Origin of the sequence: Mycobacterium sp. (assembly GCF_035314905.1) — a bacterium.
GTDB lineage: Bacteria > Actinomycetota > Actinomycetes > Mycobacteriales > Mycobacteriaceae > Mycobacterium.
This window is the reverse complement of sequence record NZ_DATFYW010000166.1, coordinates 1-25,877: the sequence shown is the minus strand read 5'-3', so window position 1 is coordinate 25,877 and position 25,877 is coordinate 1. Positions and strand designations below refer to the sequence as shown.

25 protein-coding genes and 2 pseudogenes are annotated in these 25,877 nt (G+C 69.1%); 12 read left to right on the top strand and 15 right to left on the bottom strand.

Annotated features, from left to right (window positions below):
- Both VKG81_RS14310 and VKG81_RS14305 read right to left on the bottom strand, forming a co-directional pair.
- Positions 1-345, bottom strand: a 345-nt coding sequence (locus VKG81_RS14310) for an MlaD family protein (protein ID WP_324396976.1), incomplete at its 3' end; no start/stop codon positions are given.
- 148 nt (positions 346-493) lie between these two features.
- Positions 494-1,252 carry a 5-oxoprolinase subunit PxpA gene (locus tag VKG81_RS14305; RefSeq protein WP_324396974.1) on the bottom strand — a complete coding sequence of 253 codons (759 nt, stop codon included), beginning with the start codon at positions 1,250-1,252 and terminating at the stop codon, positions 494-496.
- A gap of 113 nt (positions 1,253-1,365) precedes the next feature.
- Between VKG81_RS14305 and VKG81_RS14300 the strand changes: the two genes are divergently transcribed.
- Entirely contained in the window at positions 1,366-2,460 is a 1,095-nt protein-coding gene (locus VKG81_RS14300) for a LacI family DNA-binding transcriptional regulator (protein ID WP_324396972.1), read from the top strand.
- Between the two features lie 30 nt (positions 2,461-2,490).
- Positions 2,491-3,141: pseudogene (locus VKG81_RS14295) on the top strand (TIGR03854 family LLM class F420-dependent oxidoreductase); the annotation flags it as partial.
- Positions 3,142-3,603: 462 nt separating this feature from the next.
- Here VKG81_RS14295 and kstR read toward each other — a convergent pair.
- Complete coding sequence (gene kstR, locus VKG81_RS14290; RefSeq protein WP_324396980.1) at positions 3,604-4,206, bottom strand: cholesterol catabolism transcriptional regulator KstR; 603 nt, start codon at positions 4,204-4,206, stop codon at positions 3,604-3,606.
- A gap of 263 nt (positions 4,207-4,469) precedes the next feature.
- Here kstR and VKG81_RS14285 point away from each other — a divergent pair, with 263 nt between their 5' ends.
- Positions 4,470-6,608 (top strand): acyl-CoA dehydrogenase, encoded by a 2,139-nt coding sequence (locus tag VKG81_RS14285; RefSeq protein ID WP_324396970.1) that lies wholly within the window; start codon positions 4,470-4,472, stop codon positions 6,606-6,608.
- A gap of 10 nt (positions 6,609-6,618) precedes the next feature.
- Here the strand turns inward: VKG81_RS14285 and VKG81_RS14280 are convergent, their stop codons facing one another.
- Together VKG81_RS14280 and VKG81_RS14275 are read right to left on the bottom strand one after the other, a co-directional pair.
- Entirely contained in the window at positions 6,619-7,152 is a 534-nt protein-coding gene (locus VKG81_RS14280) for a hypothetical protein (protein WP_324396968.1), read from the bottom strand.
- A 70-nt stretch (positions 7,153-7,222) separates the two neighbouring features.
- Positions 7,223-8,281: a ferredoxin--NADP reductase gene (locus VKG81_RS14275; RefSeq protein ID WP_324396966.1), complete on the bottom strand. Its 1,059-nt coding sequence runs from the start codon at positions 8,279-8,281 to the stop codon at positions 7,223-7,225.
- A gap of 143 nt (positions 8,282-8,424) precedes the next feature.
- On the opposite strand from VKG81_RS14275, the gene hsaA reads away from it, so the two are divergent.
- From hsaA to hsaB, 4 genes are read left to right on the top strand one after another with little or no spacing between them, the layout of a single operon-like run.
- A complete protein-coding gene (gene hsaA, locus VKG81_RS14270; RefSeq protein ID WP_324396964.1) occupies positions 8,425-9,609 on the top strand; it encodes a 3-hydroxy-9,10-secoandrosta-1,3,5(10)-triene-9,17-dione monooxygenase oxygenase subunit in 1,185 nt (394 codons plus the stop codon).
- Complete coding sequence (gene hsaD, locus VKG81_RS14265) at positions 9,609-10,484, top strand: 4,5:9,10-diseco-3-hydroxy-5,9,17-trioxoandrosta-1(10),2-diene-4-oate hydrolase (RefSeq protein WP_324396962.1); 876 nt, start codon at positions 9,609-9,611, stop codon at positions 10,482-10,484. Before hsaA ends, hsaD begins: the two co-directional genes overlap by 1 nt.
- A complete protein-coding gene (hsaC, locus tag VKG81_RS14260) occupies positions 10,484-11,389 on the top strand; it encodes an iron-dependent extradiol dioxygenase HsaC (protein ID WP_324396961.1) in 906 nt (301 codons plus the stop codon). The genes hsaD and hsaC overlap by 1 nt, the downstream gene beginning before the upstream one ends.
- Before the next feature lies 1 nt (position 11,390).
- A complete protein-coding gene (gene hsaB, locus VKG81_RS14255; protein ID WP_324396959.1) occupies positions 11,391-11,957 on the top strand; it encodes a 3-hydroxy-9,10-secoandrosta-1,3,5(10)-triene-9,17-dione monooxygenase reductase subunit in 567 nt (188 codons plus the stop codon).
- Here hsaB and VKG81_RS14250 read toward each other — a convergent pair.
- From VKG81_RS14250 to fadD3, 6 genes are all read right to left on the bottom strand, one after another.
- Positions 11,954-12,115, bottom strand: coding sequence for a hypothetical protein (locus tag VKG81_RS14250; protein WP_324396957.1), 162 nt, complete (start codon positions 12,113-12,115; stop codon positions 11,954-11,956). The two genes, hsaB and VKG81_RS14250, sit on opposite strands and share 4 nt — an antisense overlap.
- A gap of 129 nt (positions 12,116-12,244) precedes the next feature.
- Entirely contained in the window at positions 12,245-13,369 is a 1,125-nt protein-coding gene (locus VKG81_RS14245; protein WP_324396978.1) for a pyridoxal phosphate-dependent aminotransferase, read from the bottom strand.
- Positions 13,370-13,407: 38 nt separating this feature from the next.
- The gene (locus VKG81_RS14240) at positions 13,408-14,361 is read right to left on the bottom strand and encodes an acyl-CoA dehydrogenase family protein (RefSeq protein WP_324396955.1); all 954 of its coding nucleotides are present in this window, start codon (positions 14,359-14,361) and stop codon (positions 13,408-13,410) included.
- Positions 14,358-15,311, bottom strand: coding sequence for an acyl-CoA dehydrogenase family protein (locus tag VKG81_RS14235; RefSeq protein WP_324396953.1), 954 nt, complete (start codon positions 15,309-15,311; stop codon positions 14,358-14,360). Before VKG81_RS14235 ends, VKG81_RS14240 begins: the two co-directional genes overlap by 4 nt.
- A gap of 9 nt (positions 15,312-15,320) precedes the next feature.
- Positions 15,321-16,454, bottom strand: coding sequence for an acyl-CoA dehydrogenase family protein (locus tag VKG81_RS14230; RefSeq protein ID WP_324396952.1), 1,134 nt, complete (start codon positions 16,452-16,454; stop codon positions 15,321-15,323).
- A complete protein-coding gene (gene fadD3 / locus VKG81_RS14225; RefSeq protein WP_324396950.1) occupies positions 16,455-18,029 on the bottom strand; it encodes a 3-((3aS,4S,7aS)-7a-methyl-1,5-dioxo-octahydro-1H-inden-4-yl)propanoate--CoA ligase FadD3 in 1,575 nt (524 codons plus the stop codon).
- Positions 18,030-18,076: 47 nt separating this feature from the next.
- Here fadD3 and ipdE1 point away from each other — a divergent pair, with 47 nt between their 5' ends.
- From ipdE1 to VKG81_RS14200, 5 genes are all read left to right on the top strand, one after another.
- A complete protein-coding gene (gene ipdE1, locus VKG81_RS14220) occupies positions 18,077-19,228 on the top strand; it encodes an acyl-CoA dehydrogenase IpdE1 (protein ID WP_324396948.1) in 1,152 nt (383 codons plus the stop codon).
- The gene (gene ipdF / locus VKG81_RS14215; protein ID WP_324396945.1) at positions 19,228-20,022 is read left to right on the top strand and encodes a (5R,7aS)-5-hydroxy-7a-methyl-1-oxo-2,3,5,6,7,7a-hexahydro-1H-indene-carboxyl-CoA reductase; all 795 of its coding nucleotides are present in this window, start codon (positions 19,228-19,230) and stop codon (positions 20,020-20,022) included. The genes ipdE1 and ipdF overlap by 1 nt, the downstream gene beginning before the upstream one ends.
- Positions 20,019-20,627 (top strand): TetR family transcriptional regulator KstR2, encoded by a 609-nt coding sequence (kstR2, locus tag VKG81_RS14210; protein ID WP_324396943.1) that lies wholly within the window; start codon positions 20,019-20,021, stop codon positions 20,625-20,627. The genes ipdF and kstR2 overlap by 4 nt, the downstream gene beginning before the upstream one ends.
- Positions 20,628-20,637: 10 nt before the next feature.
- Positions 20,638-21,786 (top strand): steroid 3-ketoacyl-CoA thiolase FadA6, encoded by a 1,149-nt coding sequence (fadA6, locus tag VKG81_RS14205; protein ID WP_324396941.1) that lies wholly within the window; start codon positions 20,638-20,640, stop codon positions 21,784-21,786.
- 245 nt (positions 21,787-22,031) lie between these two features.
- Entirely contained in the window at positions 22,032-22,898 is an 867-nt protein-coding gene (locus VKG81_RS14200; RefSeq protein ID WP_324396939.1) for a DUF559 domain-containing protein, read from the top strand.
- Positions 22,899-22,980: 82 nt separating this feature from the next.
- On the opposite strand, the gene VKG81_RS14195 is transcribed toward VKG81_RS14200, so the two are convergent.
- From VKG81_RS14195 to ipdB, 4 genes and pseudogenes are all read right to left on the bottom strand, one after another.
- Positions 22,981-23,721 (bottom strand): hypothetical protein, encoded by a 741-nt coding sequence (locus VKG81_RS14195; RefSeq protein ID WP_324396937.1) that lies wholly within the window; start codon positions 23,719-23,721, stop codon positions 22,981-22,983.
- Positions 23,718-24,371 carry a SatD family protein gene (locus VKG81_RS14190; protein WP_324396935.1) on the bottom strand — a complete coding sequence of 218 codons (654 nt, stop codon included), beginning with the start codon at positions 24,369-24,371 and terminating at the stop codon, positions 23,718-23,720. The genes VKG81_RS14195 and VKG81_RS14190 overlap by 4 nt, the downstream gene beginning before the upstream one ends.
- Positions 24,372-24,414: 43 nt before the next feature.
- A complete protein-coding gene (gene ipdC, locus VKG81_RS14185; protein WP_324396933.1) occupies positions 24,415-25,473 on the bottom strand; it encodes a (3aS,4S,5R,7aS)-5-hydroxy-7a-methyl-1-oxo-octahydro-1H-indene-4-carboxyl-CoA dehydrogenase in 1,059 nt (352 codons plus the stop codon).
- A pseudogene (gene ipdB, locus VKG81_RS14180) lies at positions 25,470-25,877 on the bottom strand (cholesterol ring-cleaving hydrolase subunit IpdB); the annotation flags it as partial. The gene ipdC and the pseudogene ipdB, both read right to left, overlap by 4 nt.

Here is a 25,877-nt window from a genome sequence, read left to right as displayed (position 1 = left end):
GCCGGTGGACACCAGGTCGAGGTACTGCTCACCGATCGCCGACACCGAATGCACGTTGGCCGACGCGTCGATCGGGATCTTGAACCGGTCGTCGATGCTCATCGTGGCCCGCGCACCACGCTCGGTGGGCTCGACGTCGGTCACCTTGCCGATCTGGGTACCCCCATAGGTCACGCTGGCGGTCTTGTACAACCCGCCCGACGCGGGCAGTTCGGCATAAAGCGTGTACTGGCCGATGCCGACCAGGCGGGGCACTTGAAGGTAGTACCAGCCCAACGCGACCAGGGCGATCACCGTCAGGATCGCGAACATGACGAGCTGGATGCGGATGAGCCGGGTCAGCACGTTGCGACCACCCCGTTTCGGCTGAACCGCATGACCAACCGACGGTGCCGGCTTGCTCCCCCCGCCGGTGTCACAGCCACTTCCCCCACGTTCGCACGCAACCAACGGCAAGACTGTACCCAATGGCGGCGCAGGTTGAGCACAATCTTCAGGTGAACGACTTCAGCTCGACGCCTTCATCCAACAAGCGTCGACGCACGGCGCCGGCTATCCGCACCGCGCCCGGTGAATCACCATGCACGCACACCGATTCCGCGGAGATCCGTATCGCAGATCCGTCGACGGCGACGACCCGCCCGGAACGCAGCATCGTCACGACCCGTTCGGCGATTTCTTCCGGGTCTTCCAGCACCGCGCCCGGCTCCCGCCGCGACACCAGCCGGCCACCTGGCAGGTAGGCCCGGTCGGCGAACGCCTCGGCGACGCAGCGCAGCCCGAGGTCGGTCGCTTCGTCGAAGAACGCCGAACCGGCGAGCCCGAGCACCGGCAGCGACGGGTCGACGGCGTGCACCGCCTCGGCCACCGCGCGCGCCTGCACGCGATCCGTCACGATCGTGTTGTACAGCGCGCCATGGGGTTTGACGTACATGACGGCCGAGCCCGCCGCGCGCGCGAGCGCCTGCAGCGCGCCGATCTGGTAGATCACGTCGGCAATCAGATCGTCGGCGTGGACATCGATGTAACGGCGGCCGAACCCGGCGAGGTCGCGGTAACCCACCTGTGCGCCGATCCGGACACCGCGCTTGACCGCGGCCTGGCAGGTGCGGGCGAGTCCGGCGGGATCGCCGGCATGGAAGCCGCACGCGACGTTGGCGCTGGTGACCAGGTTGAGCATCGCCTCGTCGTCACCGAGCCGCCACACCGCGAAGCTCTCGCCGAGGTCGGCGTTCAAGTCCACGCTGGTCACGCATCAAGCGTAGGCGGGCGTCGATACCCGCCGCCCGCGATCGGCACGCCGGGCGCGAGCGAGATCCACTTGCCCGCCTTTTGTCGCAGCTGGATGCGCTAGCCTCGGGGAACATGACCAGGAGTTCCTCGCCGAGGCGGCGGGCGACACTGGCGTCGCTGGCCGCGGAGCTCAAGGTCTCACGGACCACTGTCTCCAACGCCTATAACCGGCCCGATCAGCTCTCGGCCGACCTGCGCGAGCGAGTGCTGGAAACCGCCAAACGGCTCGGCTACGCCGGTCCTGACCCGGTTGCCCGGTCGCTGCGCACCCGCCGGGCGGGTGCGGTGGGGCTGGTGCTCACCGAGCCGCTCAACTACTCGTTCAGTGACCCCGCGGCTGTGAATTTTGTTGCCGGCCTTGCTGAATCATGTGAAGAGGTCGGCCAGGGGCTGCTGCTGGTGGCCGTCGGCCCCGGCCGCAGCGTCGCAGAGGGATCCGGCGCCGTCTTGGCTGCCGGCGTCGACGGTTTCGTGGTGTATTCGGTGGCGGACGACGACCCGTACCTTCATGTCGCGCTGCAGCGCAACCTCCCCGTGGTCGTGGTCGACCAACCCAAGGGTGTGCCGGGCGCGTCGGGCGTCTGCATCGACGACCGGGCCGGGATGCGCGATCTGGCCGGTTATGTCGTGGGCCTCGGCCATCGACAGATAGGTCTGCTCACGATGCGGTTGGGCAGCGACCGCATCCCGGGCTCGGTTGCGGTGGCCAATCCGGAACGGCTGCGCTCGACCCGCTTTCACGTTCAGCGTGAGCGCATCGGCGGCGTGCGGGATGCGATGGCGGCGGCCGGCCTCGACCCCGACGAGTTGACCGTGGTCGAGAGCTATGAGCACCAGCCCACGTCGGGTGGGGCGGCCGCGGCGGTCGCGTTGGAGGCCAACCCGCGTATCACCGCGCTGATGTGCACGGCGGACGTAATCGCGCTCTCCGCGATGGACTACCTGCGCGCCCACGGCATCTATGTGCCCGGCCAGATGACCGTCACCGGATTCGACGGGATCCCCGAGGCGTTGCGGCGCGGCTTGGCGACTGTGTCGCAGCCCAGCCTGGAGAAGGGCCGGCTGGCGGGCAGGCTGGTCCACACGCCGCCGCGGTCGGGGCTGCCGGTCGACGAGGTGTTGCCGACGGAGTTGGTACGGGGCCGCACGGCGGGCCCGCCCGGATAACCCGATGACCGGTCGGCAGGAGGTGTGCGGTTGAAGATCCGCTTTGGTGTCGGGCTGGGCGCCGGCACCGGTCCCGATGAGCTCCCGGGACTGGTTGATCGACTGGAAGCCAACGGGGTCGACTCGCTGTGGCTCTCGGAACTGGTGTATTCCGATGCGGTCGATCCGTTCGTCGGCATGGCCTACGCACTGGCCCGGACCGGGCATCTCAAAGTGGGCACCTCCGTGGCCGTGCTGCCGGGGCGGCACCCGGTGCTGGTTGCCAAGCAACTGGCGTCGCTTGCGGCTCTCGCGCCCGGGCGGGTGCTACCGGTATTCGGGCTGCGGTCGGCCATCCCCGCCGAACGCGAGATCTTCGTGGTCCCGGCAGGCGAACGCGCCGCGGTGTTCGACGAATCGCTGCAGCTGCTCAGGTCGGTACTCGAGAACGAAAACGCCGCCTTCTCGGGTCGCTACTTCGAGGTGGCGTCGGCCGCGGTGCGACCGCGCCCCGTCAAGCCGCTCGACATCTGGCTCGGCGGCTCGGCTCCGGCCGCATTCCGCCGGATCGGGCGCCTCGGTGACGGCTGGCTCGGCAGCTTCCTGACGCCCGGCGAGGCGCGTCGCGCCAGGGCGCTGATTCAGTCCGCGGCCACCGACGCCGGTCGTGAGATAGAACCCGACCATTTCGGCGCGTCGCTGAACTCATGCCGCGGCAGACCGATTCCTGAGCCGGTTTCAGCAGGCCACGTGGTCCACGATCTCGCGGGCGTGCGCGGGCGTGTTGTCCGCCGCGGACTGGGCCAGCAGCCGTGCCCCGAGGTTGGCCAGCTCGACGATGAGCTGAGTTCGGCTGCAGCCGGCCTCCACCGCGTGATCGACAAGAGTGGTGATCTCGCTCGCGCTGTCGGATTCGGCGTCGGCCGGCCGGCCGGCGCCGGTGTGGCGCCGGATCGCCGCGGACAGCATCTCGCGCGCGTAATCGCGTTCGTAAATCGAATCGGTCATGTTGGCGGCCTTCCGTGGTTCGCTGCCGTCGTCCGCTTCAGTGATACCGCCGCCGGTGTTTGCTGAACAAGGGACTTTCGTCCTCGGGTGTGAGGAAGTTCTACCGCCGCTGTTGCTCGGTAATACCCCCAGCGTCAATTGATCTGGTTGGCCGCCTCAGATCTTGGGGTGCTCCTCGTCCCCGATCAGAAGCCGAACGGCGAGGTCCAGCCGCTTGCTGACGTCGGTCGCCGAAGCACGGCGGGTAAGCCAGGCGAGCAGGTTCGACAGCCAGACATCCGAGATTACCCGTGCGATGTGGTACTGGTCCTCGGTCGGTTCGCCGTCGCTCATCGCCCTGGCGAACATGGTGTCCATCAACTTGCCGACGTGATCAACCTCACCCGCCGCGGAAGCGTCGGCGAACACGAATGCCCGCGTCATCGCCTCGGTCAGCAGCGGGTTGCGCTGCATCGCGCGGTTCAGGCGACCGATCATCTGGTGCAGGCGCTCATATGGCGTTCCCGCCATCGCGGTCCGGTCCGTCTTGGCTTCGATCCGCTCGAATTCGCGCCCCAGCGCGGACACCAGCAGGTGCACCTTGGACGGGAAGTAGCGGTACAGCGTCCCGACCGCCACGTCGGCCCGTTCGGCGACCGCGCGCATCTGAACCGCCTCGTAGCCCCCCTTAGAGGCGATAGCCAAGGTGGCGTCGAGGATGCGCTTGCGGCGCTCCCGCTGAGCCTCGGAGCCGAGTTCGGACTCGGCCAGCGCGGCCACCGTCAGCACCCGCGGTTGGCGGGGTTCAGGCGTCGAACCGGAACTGGCCTGCGCTGGCGTCGACATGCTGCGAACGACTCCTTCTCTTCATCGTCCTCCCCGAAACGATACGCACGCCGGACGGAAATTGCTCACCTCCGCACGGTCCGGTACTGGACGTGTCCTGCTGTGATGCGCGCCGCCCGGACGACGGGCACACTCCCCATTAGAACACGTTCTAGTAAGCTGCAGGTGCCTTTTCCCCTAGGCGTTAGGAGGCGACGGTGTCAGCGACGATGACCGACGAGCAGTCTGCCGCGCGGGAGCTCGTGCGGTCCTGGGCGACGAGCTCGGGCACGATCGCCGCCATCCGGGCGATCGAGCAGGGCGAGCTCGACGCGTGGCAGACGCCGTTCCGGGGCGCGGCCGACCTGGGCCTGTTCGGGGTGGCGGTCCCCGAGTCGCGCGGCGGCGCAGGCGGCCGCATCGACGATCTGTGCGCGATGCTCGACGAGGCGGCGTACGCGCTGGTGCCCGGGCCCGTTGCCACGACGGCGTTGGGCACGCTGCTGCTCGGCTCGCCCGGCGGGGGCTCCGCGGCGCTGGAGCAAGCCCTGGAGCAGTTGACGGCGGGCCATCGCAGCGCCGGTCTGGCCGTCGCTGCGGACCTGGTGTATCAGGCGTCGTCGCAACGTGTTTCCGGGGTGGTGCCGCTGGCCGTGGGGGTGAAGCCGGGGGAGTACCTGATCGCGTGCGCCGACGGCACGTGGCTGCTGATCGACACCGATCAGGACGGGGTGAGCGTCGAGCCGCTGTTGCCCACGGACTTCTCCCGTCCGATGGCGCGGGTGACACTGGACTCCGCCAGTGCGCCGGCGTTGACCGTGCCCGCCGACCGTGCCGAAGACCTCTGGGCCACGTTGGTGGCGGCCGAAGCCGCGGGCGTGGCGCGCTGGGCGCTGAACACGGCAACCGCCTACGCGAAGGTTCGCGAGCAGTTCGGCAAGCCGATCGGCAGTTTCCAGGCCGTCAAACACATTTGCGCCAACATGCTGTGCCGGTCCGAGCAGATCAGCGCCGCCGCAACGGACGCCGCGCGGGCCGCCGCGGACGGCGACGACCGGCAGCTGTCGATCGCGGCCGCGGTCGCGGCCGCGATCGGTATCGACGCCGCGGTGGCCAATGCCAGGGACTGCATTCAGGTGCTCGGCGGCATCGGCTTCACCTGGGACCACGACGCCCATCTCTACCTGCGGCGGGCCTACGCGATCCGGCAGCTCCTCGGCGGGGCGGCGCGCTGGCAGCGGCGGGCGCTTGAGCTGACCCTGCGCGGCGTGCGGCGTGAGTTGCACGTCGACGTCAGCATGGACGCGGACCAGCGCACCGAGATCGCCGCGACCGTCGCGAAGATCGCCGGGCTGCCGCACTCACAGCGGCAGGTCGCGCTGGCCGACGCGGGCCTGCAGGCCCCGCACTGGCCGCCACCGTACGGTCGCGGTGCGTCGCCGGCTCAGCAGCTGGTCATCGACCAGGAACTGGCCGCCGCGGGTGTGCAGCGGCCGGATCTGTCGATCGGCTGGTGGGCGGCGCCGACGATCCTGCAGCGCGGGACGCCGGAACAAATCGAGCGTTTCCTGCCGCCCACGTTGCGCGGCGAAATCCGGTGGTGCCAGCTCTTCAGCGAACCAGGCGCGGGCTCGGACCTCGCGTCGCTGCGGACCAAGGCGGTCAAGAAATCCGGCGGCTGGACCCTCACCGGGCAGAAGGTGTGGACCTCGGCTGCCCGGCAGGCCGACTGGGGCGTCTGCCTCGCCCGCACCGATCCGGCCGTCCCCAAGCACAAAGGCATCACATACTTCCTCGTCGACATGAAGTCGCCCGGAGTGGACATCCGGCCGCTGCGCGACATCACCGGAAAAGCGTTGTTCAACGAGGTGTTTCTCGATGACGTGTTCGTTCCCGATGAGCTCGTCGTCGGCGATCCCGGTGAGGGCTGGCGGTTGGCTCGCACCACGCTGGCCAACGAGCGGGTTGCGATGGCACACGGTGGCGCGCTCGGCTTCGAGATGGAAGCGCTGCTCGAGCTGGTCGCCGGCACCGGAGTCGACGTGGCGGAGCAGGCCCGCATCGGTGCGTTGGTCGCCGAGGCGCAGGCCGGCACGCTGCTCGACCAGAGGATCGCTCAAATCGCCGTCGGCGGAAACGATCCCGGCCCGCAGTCCAGCGTGCGAAAACTGCTCGGGGTGCGCTACCGCCAGGCGGTGGTCGAGGCGGTGATGGACCACAGCGCCGACGGCGGCGTCCTCGCGAACGAGGCCGTCAGCAACTTCCTGAATTACCGGTGTCTTTCGATCGCCGGGGGCACTGAGCAGATCCTGCTGACGCTGGCCGCCGAGCGGCTGCTGGGCCTGCCCCGGTCGTAACAGGTCGCCGCTATGAGAACGTCGTCTGCGCGCAGGTGCTCGGCGAGGTGATGTTCACTCCGCTGTAGACCACCTGGATCTGGGCGCAGACGATGTAGTCCGCGTTGAGCATCGGCAGGCCGGTCTGCCAGTCCGTGGGTTGGGTCTGACCGGTGACGCGGTACTTGTCCGGCGGGCCGCCGCCGAAATAGATCGTGGTGATCTCGCGCTTGCCCATTTCCTTGAACACCCGGGTGTTGGCGGCGACGACTTGCGTCTCGAGATTGTTCAGCTGGTTCGAGGACCGGATGGTCGTGGTCTGACGAGACCACAGGTCGTCGGGGAAGCCCTGGAGCCCGTCGGCACCGTTCCGGTCGGCCTGCGTGGTGAAGTAACACTGCTTGTCGGCCGTGACGCAGTTCGCGGTCACATGCATCTCCAGCGCAGTGCCGTCCGGGAGCGGGAAGGAGGTGTCGCCGTTGTTGCTGGCCGCCGCGGCCACGGCAGCCGGGGTCAGCAGACCCGCGAGCAGCATCGTCGCGGACACCGTGGCCACGCGCTTCATCGTTGCTCCCCCTCTGGAGCGGCCTGGCCGGCGACATCCGGCAGCGGTGCGCGACATGGTATCTGCGTCGCTACTCGTCGTAGGTCACTTCCACGGAATCCGACCGCGGCCGGGACTGGCAGCCCAGGATCAAACCCTCGTCGAGGTCCGACTGCTCCAGCACGTCGTTGACCTCCATCTCGACTTCGCCGCTGCGCTTCAGCACGGCGCAGGCCCCGCAGTGTCCCTCCCGGCAGGAGAACGGCGCGTCGAGGCCTTTTTCCAGCAACACGTCGAGCAGCTTCGCGTTGCGCGGCCAACTGATCTCGTACCTCTGGCCGTCGAGTTCGACGATCGCCGTGGCCGGCGGCTCGTCGCTGTCGTCCGCCTCGATGACGACGGCGGCGAACGGGTCGGAGTCCAGTGACCGGAACACCTCGATGTGCACCCGCTCCCTCGGCACGCCGATGCTGCCCAGCGCAGACTCCGCGGCCTCCATGAACGGTCCCGGTCCGCAGATGTACGCGTCGTGGCCCGCATACGGTGCCATCAGGCCGGCCAGCGCCGCGGCGGTCGGCAGGCCCTGCACGGATTCCAGCCAGTGCACGACGCTCAACCGGTCGGGATACTTGGCTGCCAGGTCACGCAGCGTCCCGCCGAAGATCACCGAGCCCTCGTCACGGTTGGCGTAGACCAGCACCACCTTGCCGCCGCCTTCGACCAGCGCCGACTTGCAGATCGACATCATCGGCGTGATGCCGCTGCCGGCGGCCACCAGCAAGAAATCCGCGTCGAGCGTCGGCGGCACGAAGGTGCCCGACGGGGCGAGTACCTGCAGCCTCATGCCGGGATGCGCGTGGTCGCACAGCCAATTCGACGCGTAGCCACCGTCGGTCCGCTTCACGGTGACGGTGAGCGCGTCGTCGCTGAACGGCGAGCTGCACAGCGAGTAGCAGCGCGCCACCGATCCGGTGCGGTCGCTCGGGATGCGCAGCGTCAGGAACTGGCCTGGCGCATACTTCAGTCGCTGGGGCGGGATGTCGGCGCCGTCGGGCACCTTGAAGACCAGCGAACGCGCGTCGTCCGTCTCGGCGACGACGTCGGCGAGCTGGAGCTCGAGCACATGGCTGCCGAGCGGCTCGTCGGTCACGACTCTCCTTCCGGGGATAACTAGAACAGGTTACAGAAATACACTTCCGCAGGTCTAGAGGCTGTAGGAATGCGCTGCTCGACTTAAATCGTAACGTGTTCTAATCTTGCGACTGAGTCCCCAACACCTCGAAAGGGATCCACGTGACGTCCATTCAACAGCGCGACGCCCAGTCTGTCTTAGCCGCGATCGACGAGCTTCTTCCGAAGCTGCGGCAGCGCGCCCAGGAGACCGAGGACCTGCGGCGGTTGCCGGACGCCACGGTCAGCGAGCTGCAGCAGGTCGGATTCTTCCGGCTGCTCCAGCCCGAGCAGTGGGGCGGACTCCAGTGCGAGCCCGCCCTGTTCTACGAGGCCGTGCGGCGGCTGGCCGGCGCCTGCGGCTCGACCGGCTGGGTGAGCTCGATCATCGGTGTGCACAACTGGCACCTCGCGCTGTTCGACCAGCAAGCCCAGGAGGAGGTCTGGGGCGAAGACACCGACGTCCGGATCTCCTCGTCGTACGCCCCGATGGGCGCGGGGACGGTGGTCGACGGTGGCTACCTGGTGAACGGTTCGTGGAACTGGTCGTCGGGTTGCGAGCACGCGACGTGGACGTTCGTCGGCGGCCCGGTGATCAAGGACGGCAGGCCGGTGGACTTCGGCAGCTTCCTGATCCCCCGGTCCGACTACGAGATCGATGACGTGTGGCACGTCGTCGGGTTGCGCGGCACCGGCAGCAACACGTTGATCGTCAAGGACGTGTTCGTGCCGCGGCACCGGTTCCTGTCCTACAAGTCGATGAACGACCGCACCGCGGGGGGCCTGCGGACCAACACCGCGCCGGTGTACAAGATGCCGTGGGGCACGGTGCACCCCACGACGATCACCGCTCCGATCGTCGGCATGGCGTACGGCGCCTACGACGCGCACGTCGAGCATCAGGGCAAGCGGGTGCGCGCCGCGTTTGCCGGGGAGAAGTCGAAGGACGATCCGTTCGCCAAGGTCCGCATCGCCGAGGCCGCCAGCGACATCGACGCGGCGTGGCGACAGCTGATCGGCAATGTCGCCGACGAGTACGCGCTGCTGTCCGCGGGCCAGGACATCCCGTTCGAGCTGCGGGCACGCGCCCGCCGCGACCAGGTCCGCGCCACCGGCCGAGCGATCGCGTCGATTGACCGGCTGTTCGAGGCGTCCGGCGCCACCGCGCTGGCTAACAGCGCACCCATTCAACGCTTCTGGCGCGACGCGCACGCCGGACGGGTGCACGCCGCCAACGATCCCGAGCGCGCGTACCTGATTTTCGGAAATAACGAGTTCGGGTTGCCTCCCGGCGACACCATGGTCTGATGACGGCTACCGATGAGCTGACGTTCGAGTCGACCTCGCGGTACGCGGAGGTTCGCAGCGGCGATGTGGCCGTGCGGCTGCACTACCACGAGGCTGGTGTCGGCAATGACCAGACGGTCGTGCTGCTGCACGGCGGCGGGCCCGGGGCGTCCAGCTGGTCGAACTTCTCGCGCAACATCGCGGTGCTGGCGCGGCGCTTCCACGTGTTGGCCGTCGACCAGCCCGGCTACGGCCTTTCCGACAAGCACACCGAGCACGAGCAGTACAACCGTTACAGCGCAACGGCTCTGAAGGGGCTCTTCGATCGGCTGGGGCTTGCGCGCACGGCGTTGGTCGGCAACTCGCTCGGCGGCGGCACCGCGGTGAGGTTCGCGCTGGACTATCCGGACCTGGCGGGCAGGCTGGTACTGATGGGTCCCGGCGGACTCGGCGTCAACCTGTTCGCGCCCGATCCGACCGAGGGCGTCAAGCTGCTGGGCAGATTCTCCGTCCAACCCACCCGGGAGAACCTGGAGAAATTCCTGCGGATCATGGTCTTCGATCAGAAGCTGATCACGCCCGGGCTCGTCGATGAGCGGTTCGCGTTGGCCAGCACGCCGGAGTCGCTGGCCGCGACGAGGGCGATGGGGAAGTCGTTCTCCGGCGCCGACTTCGAGCTCGGGATGATGTGGCGCGAGGCGTACAAGCTGCGGCAGCGGGTGCTTCTGATCTGGGGGCGCGAGGACAGGGTGAACCCACTTGACGGTGCGCTGGTGGCGCTGAAGACCATTCCGCGCGTGCAACTGCACGTGTTCGGTCAGTGCGGACACTGGGCCCAGTTGGAGAAGTTCGACGAGTTCAACCGGCTCACCATCGATTTCCTGGGAGGTGCGTGATGAGCATTCGGGCGCTGGGATACCTGCGCATCGAGGCCACCGACATGGCCGCCTGGCGTGAGTACGGGCTCAAGGTGCTCGGGATGGTCGAAGGCAGGGGCAGCACCGAGGGCGCGCTCTACCTGCGGATGGATGACTTTCCGGCTCGGCTGGTGATCGTGCCGGGAGAGCACGACCGGCTCACCGAGGCGGGTTGGGAATGCGCGAACGCCGAAGGCCTGCAAGAGATCCGCGACAGACTCGACGTCGAGGGCGTGCCGTACAAGGAGGCCACCCAGGCCGAGCTCGCCGACCGCAGGGTCGACGAGATGATCCGGTTCTCCGACCCGTCGGGAAACTGTCTCGAGGTCTTCCACGGTGCCGCGTTGGAGCACCGGCGGGTGGTGAGCCCGTACGGGCACACGTTCGTCACGGGCGAGCAGGGCCTGGGCCACGTGGTGCTGTGCACTCGCGACGACGCCGAGGCGCTGCACTTCTATCGCGACGTGCTCGGGTTCAAGCTGCGCGACTCGATGCGCCTGCCACCGCAATTGGTCGGCCGCCCGGCCGACGGCCCGCCGGCGTGGCTGCGGTTCTTCGGCTGTAACCCCCGCCACCACAGCCTGGCGTTCATGCCGGCGCCCACGCCCAGCGGAATCGTGCACCTGATGGTCGAGGTGGAAAACAGCGACGACGTCGGGCTCTGCCTTGACCGCGCACTGCGCCGCAAGGTGCCGATGTCGGCGACGCTGGGTCGCCACGTCAACGACCTGATGCTGTCGTTCTACATGAAGACCCCCGGCGGGTTCGACGTCGAATTCGGTTGCGAGGGGCGCCAAGTCGACGATCACGACTGGATCGCCCGGGAGAGCACGGCGGTGAGCCTGTGGGGGCACGACTTCACGGTCGGTGCGAAGAGTAGCTGAGATGGCGTCGGCGCCGATCGACCCGCGCACGTTTCGCAACGTGTTGGGCCAGTTCTGCACCGGGATCACGGTGATCACCACCATGCACGACGGCGTTCCGGTCGGATTCGCCTGCCAGTCGTTTGCGGCGCTGTCGCTTGAGCCGCCGCTGGTGCTGTTCTGCCCCACCAAGGTGTCCCGCTCGTGGCAGGCGATCGAGGCCAGCGGCCGGTTCTGCGTGAACATCCTGCATGAGAAGCAGGCGGACGTCTCGGCGCGATTCGGTTCCAAAGAACCGGACAAGTTCGCCGAGATCGATTGGACACCTTCGCCGTTGGGGTCGCCGATCATTTCGGGAACGCTGGCGCACATAGACTGCAACGTTTCTTCGGTGCACGACGGTGGCGATCATTACGTTGTGTTCGGGGCGGTCTCGTCGCTGTCGGAGGTGCCCAAGACCAAGCCGAGGCCGCTGCTGTTCTACCGCGGCGAGTACACCGGCATCGAACCGGACAAGAACACTCCGGCCCAGTGGCGCGACGACCTGGAGGCGTTCCTCACGACGACCACCCAGGACACCTGGCTTTAGAGCCGGCCGGTGACGTCGGAACCGAACGGTACCGGCCCGAAGCTGTACATTTCTTCGAAATCGGCATCGGCGAGCGCCGCCAGGTAGGCGACCGCGATCAGCGCGAAGATTGTGATCAGAAAGGGCTTGTCGATCCCTGCCCGGCACACCATCCTCATGCCCGTCGCCCCTGTCGGAAACGGCCGCGCCGGTCGCGGCGAGGGTTGCCATGCTAGGGCAGATCAGCGGTGGCGGCGTTCTCAGGAATCAACTGGGGTAGTCGAACCTGTGCCGCAGCGGGCCCTGCGCTAGCCGGGCGGGTTGTTGAGCCACGGCTCGATCCGCCGCAGCGCCTCCTCGACGTCCGGCGTGGGGCCGGCGAAGGAGAGCCGGACGAACGATCCGCCGTGCACGGTGTCGAAGTCGATGCCCGGCGCGATCGCCACGCCGGTGTCGGCCAGCAGCTTCGAGCAGAACGCCAGCGAGTCGGTCGTGAAATCCGACACGTCGGCGTAGACGTAGAACGCGCCGTCGGCCGGCGCCAGGCGGTCCAGCCCGATCGACCGCAGCCCGTCGAGCAGCAGTTTCCGGTTGACCGCGTAGTGCCGCACCCTGGCGTCGGCCTCGGCGATCGCCTCCGGGGTGAACGCCGCGACGGCGGCGGCTTGCGACAGCGCCGGCGGGCAGATCGTGAAGTTGCCGGTCAGACAATCCACGGCGCGCCGCAGCTCCTGCGGCACCAGGAGCCAGCCGAGCCGCCAGCCCGTCATCGCGTAGTACTTCGAAAAGCTGTTGACCACCACGGCGTTTCGTGATGTCTCCCAGGCGCAGCTGGTGGCCGGCGCGCCTTCGTACACCAGGCCGTGGTACACCTCGTCGCTGATCAGCCGTACGCCGCCCTCGGCGCACCAGGCGGCGATCGCGGCGAGTTCTTCGGGTCCGATGACCGTTCCGGTCGGGTTGGCCGGGCTCGCGACGATGACACCGGCCACCGCGGGATCAAGGTCGGCGAGCATCTGAGCGGTCGGCTGGAACCTGGTCTCGGGGCCGCACGGGATCTGGACGACCTCGCAGCCCAGCGCCGAGAGGATGTTGCGGTAGCACGGATAGCCCGGGCTGGCCAGCGCCACGCGGTCGCCGACGTCGAAGCACGCCAGAAACGCCAGCAGAAAGCCGCCCGACGAGCCGGTCGTGAGCACCACGTCGTCGGGTTCCACGGTCAGGCCGTGCCGATCCACGTAGTCGCGGGCGATCGCCGCGCGCAGCTCCGGGATGCCCAGCGCCACGGTGTAGCCCAGCCGATCGTCGTCGAGGGCGGCCGCCGCGGCCGCCCGCACCCGGGCGGGCGGTCCCGCGCTGGGCTGACCGGCCGACAGGTTGACCAGGTCGCCGTGCGTGCGCTGACGTTCGGCGGCCGCCAGCCACACGTCCATCACATAGAACGGCGGGACACCGGCCCGCAGGGCTACCTTCACGCCTCGTTATTCAACACTTCGGACTCGAGCCGACGCAGCTGGTCCCTGGCCGGCCCGAGCAGGTGTGCGCTGCCGTGCGCGCGTTTGAAGTAAAGCTGCATGTCGTGTTCCCAGGTGATCGCGATGCCGCCGTGCATCTGAATGCCTTCGGCCGCGACCGCGCAGAACGCGTCGGTGGCCGTGACGCGTGCCAGGGCCGCCGCGGTCGGCGTCGGGTCGGCGATCGCGTCGTCGACGACGGCCCGCGCCGCCGACACGGCCACATACAGGTCGGCCATCCGGTGCTTCAGCGCCTGGAAGCTGCCGATCGGCCTGCCGAACTGAACACGGCTCTTGGTGTAGTCGACGGTGAGCTCCAGGCACCGCTCGGCGGCGCCGATCTGCTCGGCGGCCACCAGGATCGCGGCGCAGTCGGCCAGGCCGGGATCGGCGCCGATCGGCGTGGTCTCCTGCGACCGCAGCCGCGCCAACCGGCGCGTCGGGTCCATCGTGTCGGCGCGCTGCGCGCTGAACTTGTCCCAGCGGCCGAGTTGGCCCTCCTCGACGCCCACCACGACGTCCGCGACGTCACCGCCGATCACGTAGTCGGCATCGAAGACCACTGTGCCGATCGCGGTCCCCTCGGCCAGCCGGGCCACCGTGTCGGCGTCGACGTCGTCGCAGGCCAGCAGCGCGAGCTCCGCCAGCGTCGTGCCGAGCAACGGCGTGGGCACAAGTCCGCGGCCCAGCTCCCTCAAAACCGTTGCCGCGTCGGCCAACTCGCCCCCGGCGCCGCCGAATTCCTCCGGCACCACCAGCGCGGCGGCGCCGACCTGCTCGCACAGCATCTTCCACAGCGACTCGTCGTAGCCGCGTTCAGATTCCATCGCCTCGCGCACCGCGGCCGGGCCGGCGTGCTTGTTGACCAGCGCCCGAACGGTCTCGGCCAGCAGTTCCCGCTCAGTGGTCATAGCGCCGCCAGCACCCTTCTGCGGTGCGCTGCGGGATCGCCCCACGCCGATCGCAAGGCCTGCACCCGCAGCAGCCACAACGACAGGTCGTATTCGGCGGTGAAGCCGATCGCGCCGTGGGCCTGCAGCGCCGAGCGGGCCGCCAGCAGGGCCGCGTCGGCGGCGGCCACTTTCGCCGCGCTCACGTCACGCGCGGTGTCCGCGGAGCCGTCGGCCAGCGACAGCGCCGCGCCGTAGAGCAGCGGGCGGGCCAGCTCGACTGCGATGTGCACGTCGGCCAGCTTGTGCTTGATCGCCTGGTAGGAGCCGATCGCACGGCCGAACTGCGTGCGCTGCTTGGCGTAGTCGACGGCGGCCGTCAGCAGCGCCTGACCCGCCCCGACCAGCTGCGCGGCGGTGGCCAGCGCGCCGAATTCGTAGGCCCGCGCCAGGTCGGCCGGCTCCGCGTCACCGCAGACGGTCACGTCGTACAGCGTCCGGCTGGGGTCCACCGACGCGTGCGGGGCTCCCGGCGTCGCGTCGGCGACGCCGCCGTCGCGAGCCAGCAGCGTGACTCCCGCGGCCCCGGAGTCGACGGCCCGCGGCATCGTCGGCGGCATGGCGACCGTGGCGATCAGCTCGCCGGCCGCGAGGGCTGCTAGGCGGTCGTCATCGGCCAGCAGGACCGGTGCGACAGCGACGGATTCGGCCACGGGTCCCGGCACGCACCATCGCCCGAGCCGCTCGAGTGCCACCACGAGGTCCACCGGGTGTGCGTCGAGGCCACCGAAGCGCTCCGGCACGGCCAGCGCTGTGACCCCGAGGTCGGCGAGCCTGGCCCACACCTTGCGGCCGGGCGACGTGTCGCCGTCGGCCCACGCCCGCACCGCGGTCGGCAGGTCCGCGGCGGCCATCGCCGCGTCGATGCTGGCGGCGAAGTCGCGCTGCTGTTCGTCCAGATCAAATTTCACAGTCGAATCTCACGTTCTGGTCTCCCTGGGCAGTCCCAGCAGCCGTTCGGCGATGATGTTGCGCTGAATCTCGTTGGTGCCGGCGTAAATCGGGCCACCCAGCGCGAACAGCAGGCCATCCACCCACGGGTCGGCGAGCTCGGCGTCGGGGCCCTGCAGGTCCAGCGCGGTCTGGTGCAGTGCGACATCGAGATCCGACCAGAACACCTTGGTGATCGACGATTCGGCGCCCAGCTCGCCCCCGTCCGCCAGCCTGGTGACGGTGCCGTAAGTGTGCAGCCGGTAGGACTGCGCCTTGATCCACGCGTCGGCGACCTGGTCCCCGAACGCGTTCTCGCCGGAGCCTTTCCACGTGCTTGCCAGGCGCTCGGCGGAGGCCAGGAACCGAGCCGGGCTGCGCAGCGACATCCCGCGCTCGTTGCTTGACGTGCTCATCGCGACCCGCCAGCCGTCGTTCACCTCGCCGATCACGTCGTGATCCGGCACGAACGCGTCGTCGAGGAATATCTCACCGAACCCGGTGTCCCCGCCGAGCTGGGCGATCGGACCAACGGTGACACCGGCTGCTTGCAGGTCGAACATGAAATACGTCAGGCCCCGGTGCCGCTCTGCGGTCGGGTCGGACCGGAACAGCCCGAATGCCTTGTCGCCGAACGGCGCACGCGAGCTCCAGATCTTGTGTCCGTTCAGCAGCCAGCCCCCGTCGGCCGGTGAGGCGGTCGATCGCAGCGATGCCAGGTCGCTGCCCGACTCCGGCTCCGACCACGCCTGCGCCCAGATCTCCTCGCCGCTGGCCATCCTCGGGAGCACACGGTCGCGTTGCTCCTCGGTTCCGTGCGCGAAAAGCGTCGGCGCCAGCAGCGACATCCCGTTGGCGCTGGCCCGCGCCGGTGCGCCGGCCCGGAAGTACTCCTCCTCGTAGACCACCCACTGCAGCAGCGTCGCGTCCCGGCCGCCGTACTTCCCGGGCCACGTGATCGCCGAGAGGCCGGCGTCATAAAGCGTGCGGTCCCACCGCCGGTGCTGGTCGAACCCTTCCGGGCTGTCGTAGGAGGCCGTCGGAAACGCGGATCTGCTGGCTGCGAGGAACTCGCGGACCTCGGCCTGCAGCGCGAGGGTGGCGTCGTCGAAAGTCAGATCCATTCAAGCCCTTTCCCGCAGCAGCGGTTTGACCACCTTGCCGCCCGGATTGCGGGGCAGCACATCGATGAACTCCACGGACCTCGGCGTCTTGAAGTTGGCCAGGTGCTCCCGCGCGTAGGCGACGACGGCCCGCTGGTCGAGCGTGGCGCCGCGGCGCGGCACGACGAACGCCTTGCCGACCTCGCCGAGACGCGCGTCCGGCACCCCGATCACCGCGACGTCGGCGACGCCGTCGAGGCGCATCAGCACCTGCTCGACCTCAGCCGGGTAGACGTTGAACCCGCCGCAGATGTACATGTCTTTGAGCCGGTCGGTGATGCGCAGGTTGCCGGCCCGGTCCACGGTTCCGACGTCCCCGGTGTGCAGCCACCCGTCGCCGTCGATCGCCTCGGCGGTGGCGTCGGGGTCGTCCAGGTAGCCCAGCATCACGTTCGGTCCCCGCAACAGCACCTCCCCGGCGCCGGTGTCATCCGGCGAGCCGATCCGCAGCTCGAAGTCCGCGATCGGCCGCCCGCAGGTGCTCGCGACGGTGACGGCGTCGTCCTCGGGCCGGCACATCGTGCCGAACCCGTTGGACTCGGTCAGCCCGTACGCGGTCAGCACGGTGTCGATGTCGAGCTCGGACAGCATCCGCTCGATCAGGACCACCGGAACGGTCGCGGCGCCGGTGACCGCGAACCGCAGCGAGCCGAGGTCGTAGACGTTCCTGTCGGGGTGGTCGAGCAGTGTCTGGTAGATGGTCGGCGGCCCGGGAAGCACCGTGATGCGGTGGTCCTGCACGGCTCGCAGCGCCCGTCCGGGGTCGAAGGTCAGCTGGGGGATCAGCGTCGCGCCGGTCTGCAGGCACGCCAGGATGCCGGCCTTGTATCCGAAGTTGTGGAAGAACGGGTTGATGCAGAGATACCGGTCGTCGCTGGTGATCTTGCCGCACGCGGCCCAAGCCGCCGACCCGGCCAGCGACTGCCGGTGAGCGCACAGCACGCCTTTGCTGCGGCCGGTGGTGCCCGACGTGAACAGGATGTCGCTGACGTCGTCGCCGGATACGGCCGCGGCGGCGGCCGCGACCACTTCCGCGCCGACCGGGGCGCCTTCGTCGATGAAACCGCACCAACTCAGCACCCGGATGCGCCCGATGTCGGCGGTCGGCTCGCCGGTGTCTTCGACAGGCACCCGCACGATGTGCCGCAGTTTCGGCAGCGCGTCGGCGGGCAGCTTCGCGACCCGGTCGGTGCCGAGGAACGTGCCCATCGCGACCAGCAGCGGGGCACCCGTGCGGGCCAGGATGTCGGTGGCCTCCTCGGCGGTGTATCGCGTGTTCAGAGGCACCACGGCGGCGCGGGCGTGATGACTGGCCAGGCAGGCGACGACCCAGTGCCAGGTGTTGGGTGACCAGATCGCGACCCGATCACCCGGCGCCACGCCGAGGGCGATCATCGCGGCGGCCGCGCGGTGCACGGCGGTCCGCAGCTCGGCATACGTGAACCGCCGGTCGGCGTCGATCAGCGCGTCGTGGTCGGGGAGTTGCTGTGCAATCCGGTCCAGCACCGCGGGCACGGTGCGCGGATCGCTCGACATTGACGCTCCTCTAACAAAGCAAGTGCTTGGTAGGTTAGCCTACAGGGATGAAAGAGGTCCAGGAGTTCAGGGCCGAGGTCCGCGACTGGCTCGCCGACAACCTGGCGGGCGAATTCGCGTCGCTGAAGGGATTGGGTGGTCCCGGCCGGGAGCACGAGGCCTTCGAGGAGCGGCGGGCGTGGAACCGGCATCTGGCGGCCGCCGGCTTGACGTGCCTGGGCTGGCCCGAGGAGCACGGCGGCCGCGGCCTGTCCGTCGCGCACCGGGTGGCGTTCTACGAGGAGTACGCGCTGGCCGACGCCCCGGCGAAGGTGAACCACTTCGGCGAGGAGCTGCTGGGTCCCACGCTGATCGCGTTCGGCACGCCCGAGCAGCAGAGGCGGTTCCTCCCGGGCATCCGCGACGTCACGGAGCTGTGGTGCCAGGGCTACTCCGAGCCGGGTGCGGGCAGTGATCTGGCGAACGTATCGACGACCGCGGTGCTCGACGGTGACCAGTGGGTGATCAACGGGCAGAAGGTGTGGACGTCGCTGGCCCACCACGCGCAGTGGTGCTTCGTCGTGGCCCGCACCGAGAAGGGTTCCAAACGCCACGCCGGGCTGTCGTATCTCTTGGTGCCAACCGACCAGCCGGGTGTTCGGATCCGGCCGATCGTGCAGCTCACCGGCGACTCGGAGTTCAACGAGGTCTTCTTCGACGACGCCCGCACCGACGCCGACCTGGTGGTGGGCCGGCCCGGAGACGGCTGGCGTGTCGCGATGGGAACGCTGACCTTCGAACGCGGGGTCTCCACGCTCGGTCAGCAGATCGTCTACGCGCGTGAGCTTTCCGGCGTGGCGCAGCTTGCCGGACACAACGGCGCGGCCGATGACCCGCTGATCCGCGAGCGGCTGGCTCGCGCCTGGGTCGGGCTGCGCGCGATGCGGTCCTACGCGCTTGCCACGATGGATGTCGAGCAGCCCGGCCAGGACAACGTGTCGAAATTGCTGTGGGCCAATTGGCATCGGGACCTGGGCGAATTGGCGATGGACATCGAGGGGATGGCCGGGCTGGTGGCCGACGACGGCGATCTCGACGAATGGCAGCGGCTGTTCCTGTTCTCCCGTGCGGACACGATCTACGGCGGCTCCAACGAGATTCAGCGCAACATCATCGCCGAGCGGGTGCTCGGCCTGCCCAGGGAGGTGAAGGGAGGGTGATGAGCCCGACGTTGGCGGTTGCACCCAGGGAGGTTGAGGGACATGGCCTTCTGAACGGCAAGGTCGTCGTGGTCACGGCGGCGGCCGGAACCGGTATCGGGTCTGCGACCGCCCGTCGTGCTTTGCTCGAAGGTGCCGACGTGGTGGTGTCGGACTACCACGAACGCCGGCTCGGCGAGACCCGCGACGAGCTGGCCGGGCTCGGGCTGGGACGGGTGGAAAGCGTTGTCTGCGATGTGACGTCCACTGCTCAGGTGGACGCCCTGATCGCCTCCACCACGGCGCGGATGGGCCGGCTCGATGTGCTGGTCAACAACGCCGGCCTGGGCGGCGAGACGCCGGTCGCCGACATGACCGACGAGCAGTGGGACCGAGTGCTCGACGTGACGCTGAACTCGGCGTTCCGGGCCACCCGTGCGGCGCTGCGCTACTTCCGCGACGCGGGCCACGGCGGCGTGATCGTCAACAACGCCAGCGTTCTCGGCTGGCGGGCGCAGCACGGGCAGTCTCACTACGCGGCGGCGAAGGCCGGGGTGATGGCGCTGACACGATGCTCGGCGGTCGAGGCGGTCGGGTACGGCGTGCGGATCAACGCCGTCGCGCCCAGCATCGCCAGGCACAAGTTCCTCGACAAGGTGACGTCGGCTGAGCTGCTCGACCGGCTCACTGCCGCCGAGGTGTACGGGCGGGCCGCCGAGCCGTGGGAGGTGGCCGCGACGATCGCGTTCCTGGCCAGCGACTACTCGAGTTACCTGACCGGCGAAGTTGTTTCGGTGTCGAGCCAGCACCCATGACCAGCCGGCCCGTCAGCCAGCCGGCGAGCAGAAGGGACGAGCTCCTCGAGCTCGCGGCCACGATGTTCGCCGAGCGCGGGTTGCGCGCGACCACCGTGCGCGACATCGCGGACTCGGCGGGCATCCTGTCGGGCAGCCTTTATCACCACTTCGCGTCCAAGGAGGAGATGGTCGACGAGGTGTTGCGCGGCTTCCTCGACTGGTTGTTCGTGCGCTACCAGCACATCGTCGACACCGAGCCGAACCCGCTGGAGCGGTTCAAGGGGCTGTTCATGGCGTCGTTCGATGCGATCGAGCATCGCCACGCGCAGGTCGTCATCTACCAGGACGAGGCCAAGCGGCTGTCCTCGCACCCCCGGTTCTCCTATGTCGACGAGATGAACAAGCGGCAGCGCCAGATGTGGGTCGACGTGCTGCAGCACGGAATCGGGGAGGGCTATTTCCGCCCCGACCTCGACGTGGATCTGGTGTATCGGTTCATCCGCGACACCACCTGGGTTTCGGTGCGCTGGTATCAGCCCGGCGGCCCGCTGACGGCCGAACAGGTCGGTCGTCAATACTTGTCAATCGTTCTCGGCGGAATCACCGCCGAGCAAGCAATCTAAGGAGTTCGACATGCCCGAGGCGTACATCATCGACGCCGTCCGTACCGCCGTCGGCAGGCGCAACGGCGCGCTGGCCGGAGTGCACCCGATAGACCTTGGCGTGCAAGCGTTTCGGGGGCTGTTCGAGCGTGTCGACGTCGATCCTGGGGCGGTCGACGACGTGATCGTCGGCTGCGTCGACGCGATCGGCGGGCAGGCCGGCAACATCGGCCGTAATGCCTGGCTGGCCGCGGGCTACCCCGAAGAGGTGCCGGGCGTGACGGTCGACCGCCAGTGCGGATCCAGCCAGCAGGCCATTTCGTTCGGCGCGCAGGCGATCCTGTCGGGCACCGCGGACGTGATCCTGGCCGGTGGCATGCAGAACATGAGCCAGATCCCGATCGCGTCGGCGATGGTGGTCGGCCGGCAATTCGGGTTCAGTTCGCCGACAGGCGAATCCGAGAACTGGCGGCACCGCTACGGCGACGAGGAGATCTCGCAGTTCCGCGGCGCCGAGCTGATCGCGGAGCGCTGGAACCTGTCGCGCGAGGAGATGGAGGAGTATGCGCTCGCCAGCCATGAGCGTGCGCTGGCGGCGATCCGGGCGGGCCGTTTCGACAACGAGATCATCGGGGTCAACGGCTTCGGTGTGGACGAGGGTCCGCGGCAGACGTCGCTGGAGAAGATGGCGGGGCTGCCGACCCTGACCGAGGGCGGCCGCCTCACCGCCGCGCTGGCCAGCCAGATCTCGGACGGTGCAAGCGCTGTGCTGTTGGCGTCGGAGCAGGCGGTCAAGGACCACATGCTGACCCCGCGGGCCCGCATCCACCACGTCAGCGCGCGCGGCGCCGACCCGGTCTACATGCTCACCGGCCCGATCCCGGCCACGCGCTTTGCACTGGAGAAGACCGGCCTGTCGATCGACGACATCGACGTCGTGGAGATCAACGAGGCCTTCGCCCCGGTTGTCATGGCCTGGCTCAAGGACATCAAGGCCGACCCCGAGAAGGTCAACCCGAACGGCGGCGCGATCGCGCTCGGGCATCCGCTCGGGGCCACCGGGGCCAAGCTGTTCGCGACGATGCTCAACGAGCTCGAGCGCGTCGGCGGCCGCTACGGCCTGCAGACGATGTGCGAGGGCGGCGGCACCGCCAACGTCACGATCATCGAGCGCCTCTAGCGCGAGATTGAACTCACCGACGCCCCGCCGGCGCGTCCCGCCGCTGAGTTCAGTGTCGCGCGCCCACCGCGCCCAACCCGCGCCCACCGCGCCCAACCCGCGCCCCCACCGGCGCCCCCACCGCGCGCCCACCGCGCCCAACCCGCGCCCCCACCGCGCCCAACCCGCGCCCCCACCGGCGCCCCCACCCGCGCCCAACCCGCGTCAAATCGTGAGCTGTCGGTCGTCCCCGGCACCATCCACGCATGGACGAACTCCCCTGGCCGTTCCTTGGCTCCGAGGTGCTGGCCGCCGAAACCATCCCCGCGCGGACGTTGCGGCGCCACTATCAGCGGGTATACCCCGACGTCTACATTCCGCGCGGAGCCGAACTTACCGCGAGCCAACGCGCGCAAGCCGCCTGGCTGTGGTCGCGGCGCCGGGCCGTCGTTGCGGGACACTCCGCGGCCGCGCTGCTGGGCGCCAAGTGGACCGACGCGGCCGCGCCGGCCGAACTCGTTTATGCACACGGGCGTCCGCCGCCGCTGGTCGTAACGCACGACGACACGCTGCTGCCCGGTGAGACCGTCGAGCTGGGCGGCGTGGCGGTGACGACCCCGGCTCGCACAGCGTTCGACATCGGGCGGCGAACACCACGGGCAGCGGCCATCCAGCGCCTGGACGCCTTGGCGCATGCCACCGACATGAAGAGCGTGGATGTCGACGCCGTCATCGCACGGCACAAAGGTGCCCGGGGCCTACGCCGGCTTCGCGAGGTCCTGCCGCTCGTCGACGGCGGGGCCGAGTCGCCACCGGAGACCCGCACGCGACTGGCACTGGTCGACGCGGGCCTGCCCAGGCCGCAGACGCAGATCAGGGTGTTCGACGAATACGGGGAGTTCGTCGCGCGCATCGACGTGGGCTGGGAGCGGTGGCGTGTCGGGGTCGAGTACGACGGCGCCCAGCATTGGACCGATTCGCGACAACGCGCCGGCGACATCGACCGGCTGGCAGCACTGGAATCATTGGGCTGGGTCGTGATCCGGGTCAGCGGGGAATTGCTCACCCACCGCCGCGGCACCCTCGTCGCCCGGGTCGGCGCGGCTCTGCGCGCGGCCGGGTGGACCGGCTAACCGCCAAAGAAACGCCGAACCAAAGAAACGCCGAACCAGAGAACGCCGACCCCCAAAGAACGCCGGGAAACACCGCCGCGAACTACACCGCCCGCACCAGCGCCAGGCTGCCGAACGCCAGCAGCCAGCTCGCGAAGCTGCCCACCAGGAAGTACTCCGTCACGTCATCGATGCCGATGTTGCCGTTCACGCGGGCCTTCGCAGCGTTGATCTCCGGGAACCGGATGATGCTCTTGGCCGCGACCACCGCGGTGGCCGCGGCCAACTGGCCACCCAGGCCGAGGCCGAGGATCAGCAGCCGCTCCATCGGTCCGAGCAGGCGGCCGCCCTTCAGCCGGTCCGACGGCTGCGGTTGCCCCTCGGGCTTGACCGCGCCGACCGACCCGAGCACCAGCCGGACCAGCTGGTTGCCCGTGACCAGTTGCAGCGCCACGACGCCCACCACCATGAGCAGCTTCGTCGCATCGACGTGGTGGAGGGGCAGGGCCGTCCAGCGGCACCACCGGCCGACGAGCCCCCCGGCGTGCGATCCCCAGCCGGACGACACGATCAGGACCGCGACGGCGGCGGCGAACACCACCAGCGGCGCGGCCTCCTGCTCTCCGCTGCGCTCGCTGCGGATGGACAGCCACTCCCACCCGACAACGGCCGCCGCGGCGATCATCAGCAGCACGATGTCGCCGCGATGCCAGAGCGCGGACAGCGCCGCGATGACCACGACGATGACCGGCCCGAGACCCAGCGCAAGCCGGCGGGGCCGGAACATCCGCCGGCACCCGTCGGCGATGCCCATCGCGATCAACATGACCGCGACCGCGCTCACCGGATGCTCCGCAAGTAGCGCGAGGCCAGCACGATGAGGTCCAGGCCGTCGCCGCCCGCGCGCTGTGACACCGCCGAGGCGCTGATGCCCTCGGCCTCGGCAAGTTCCTTCTTGGGTTCGCCCTTCATCAGACCTTTCAAAATCCGCAGCGATCGATCATCGAGCGATCCAAGCAGATGGTCCCGACACAACAGCGCCGCGTTGATCGCGTCGACGTCCGCACGCGCACCAGCGTCGGCCCGGAATGTCGTCCGCACGAGCCCCAGCCCCGGCTGGCGCTGCCTCGACGCGGTCTCCTCGATCGCCTCCCGCGCGGCCCACCAACCGGGGCCGTCCTGTATGCCCGCGTACGCGTCCAGCACGGTGACCTCGCCCCAGCCGAGGCCGAAGCGCACCTCGATCGCCGGCGCGACCGCGAGCGTCAACGTCAGCGCCGCGTCGATCGCGGCGCCGACGGTGGGATAACTGCCCTGAAACTCGTCGCCCACCGTGAACCCGGGCGCATCGATCGCGGCGTCGGCCACGACGAGCAACGCGTCGTTGAGTGTGCGATGAAGCTCTCGTCGATCGGTGTAGCGCCGCGACCCGACGACATCGCCGATGAGGGTCGCCCGCGCCTCCGATGAAGCCTCCCACTTCACTTCACTCATATGAAGATTTTAGCTTAATTCCCAAACAATTAAGCCATGAACTTCACTCCACGAGCGCAGACGCGGCCTGCAGGTGCTTGATCGCGTCGCCGACGATCGACTCGATCAGCTCCACGCAGGACGGCAGATCGGAGATGATGCCCGCCACCTGGCCCGACGCCATCACGCCCGCCTCGGTGTTCCCGTCGACCATGCTGGCGCGCAACAGCATCGGTGTGTTGGCGGCCATCAGCACCTGCGACCAGGTCAGGTCCTTGCCGTGGCGCATCGCGAGCCCGTCGCGCACCATCGTCCGCCAGCTCATCCCCGACAGCTTCTTGAACTTCGCCGCATTGCGCACCGCGGCCGAGAAACCCTTCGCCCGCGACCCGCTCTCCAGCCGTTCCACCAGCGCGGTCCGCAACACCCGGTGGGGCATGCCGTCGACGCGGGTCGTGACGACCGTGCCGTCCAGGGCGGCGTCCAGATAGCGCTGCTTGATCACATCGGGCACGGTCGAATCCGACGTCAGCAGGAACCGTGTGCCCATCGCGACACCGGTGGCGCCGTAGCACAACGCGGCGGCCAGACCGCGTCCGTCGAAGAAGCCGCCGGCGGCCACCACCGGGATGTCCACCGCGTCGAGCACCGACGGCAGCAGCAGCGTGGTCGCGACGGGCCCGGTGTGGCCGCCGCCCTCGCCGCCCTGCACGATCACCGCGTCGGCGCCCCAGCCGGCCACCTTGCGCGCGTGCTTGGCCGCCCCGACTGACGGAATGACGACCACCCCGGCTTCTTTCAGCCGGGCGATCAGCTCGGCCTTGGGCGCCAACGCGAACGACGCCACCCGGACGCCCTCGCGGATCAGCAACCCGACGCGCTCTCCCGCGTCGGTCGCGTCGGCGCGGATGTTGACGCCGAACGGCTTGTCGGTCGCGGCCTTGACCTTGGTGATCGCCGTCGCGAGCTCCTCCAGGGTCATCGTCGCCGACGCCAGGATGCCGAGGCCGCCGGCGTTCGCGGTGCCCGACACCAGCCGAGCGCCGGCCACCCAACCCATCCCGGTCTGCACGACCGGGTGCTCGATGCCGACCAGCTCGGTCAGAGGTGTGCGCAACCTCATGCCCGTACTTCCTTGTCCCGCAGACCCTTCGGGTCGATGACGTCGCGAATCAGCCGAAGCTCCTCCGGTGTGGCCGGCCGCGTCGGCCCGGCCTCCGACAGTCCGTACACCTCGAACGACGTCGCCTCCCGGACATCGTCCGGGCTGACGCCGGGGTGAAGAGACACCGCCCGCATCTGGTGGGCCGGTCCGCCGAAGTCGAACACGCCGAGATTGGTGACCACGCCGCGCACGTCGACGAACCGGAACGCCGGGTTGTCGCCGTCCACCTTGTCGTAGCCGATGCCGGAAACGACGTCGACGGCGTCGCAGAACACCCGCCTGGAGTGATTGCCCACCCAGTAGCTGGTGGCGTGATTGACCGTGTTGCCGGGGGCGCCGCGCACGCCGAACATCTGCCGTGT